Source organism: Paraburkholderia sp. BR14320 (assembly GCF_040948665.1).
In the GTDB taxonomy this organism is placed as follows: domain Bacteria; phylum Pseudomonadota; class Gammaproteobacteria; order Burkholderiales; family Burkholderiaceae; genus Paraburkholderia; species Paraburkholderia youngii.
Genome location: NZ_JBFPKG010000230.1, coordinates 1 through 731 on the forward strand (window position 1 = coordinate 1; position 731 = coordinate 731).

At 59.0% G+C, this 731-nt stretch carries 3 pseudogenes; all 3 read left to right on the forward strand.

The features are described from left to right. Window positions 1–134 (forward strand): annotated as a pseudogene (locus tag AB3X89_RS40055) (IS5/IS1182 family transposase); the annotation flags it as partial. A gap of 34 nt (window positions 135–168) precedes the next feature. Continuing rightward, window positions 169–380 (forward strand): annotated as a pseudogene (locus AB3X89_RS40060) (IS6 family transposase); the annotation flags it as partial. After that, a pseudogene (locus AB3X89_RS40065) lies at window positions 352–585 on the forward strand (ATP-binding cassette domain-containing protein); the annotation flags it as partial. The pseudogenes AB3X89_RS40060 and AB3X89_RS40065, both read left to right, overlap by 29 nt. Between the last annotated feature and the right edge of the window lie 146 nt (window positions 586–731).

Below are 731 nucleotides of genomic sequence, written 5' to 3' on the forward strand. Positions count from 1 at the left end.
TCGGCTGGCTCAACCGCTTCCGGCGACTGGCCAGAGACTACGAGCGATTGCCCGAAACCTTGGCTGGTCTGCATTTCGTCGTGTTCTCCGTCCTTATGCTCGTCCACTTTGCAGCCCTTAACAAAAGCGCATAACACCTTCTAGCGAGGTGACCGGTTAGATAGTGCCATGAAGAGATCGAAATCGGTTTATCACGGCCACCGTTTTCCCACCGCAGTGAACGGTTGCGATGCTGGTGCGAGAAATTCGGCAAGAGCTTGGCGCACCGGGTGAAAGCCGCGCGGCGCAAGCCCGGTTCAACCTAGCACCTTGACGAGAGGTGCGTCACACTGCGCGCTGAACCGTATCTGCTACGGCGAGCGCCGCATCGCGCAGATGTCGGGCGGACAGCAGCAGCGCGTCGCGCTCGCACGGGCGATCGTGACGAATCCATCGGTGCTGCTGCTCGACGAGCCGCTCGGCGCGCTCGACAGGAATCTGCGCGAGAACATGCAGTTCGAACACAAGTCGCTGCAGAGCAAGCTCGGCATCACGAGCGAGATGGTCACGCACGACCAGGAAGAAGCGCTGACGATGAGCGTCCGCGCAGTTGCAGCAATTCGAAAATGAACCGCCCCGGGATTTCCGGAGGCTCCACTTCTTGAGAAAATGGAGCTATGGAAAACACGAAGAAGAAGTGCCCAAGGTACTCGCCTGAAGTTCGTGAGCGGGCTGTGCGAATGGTTCTGGAA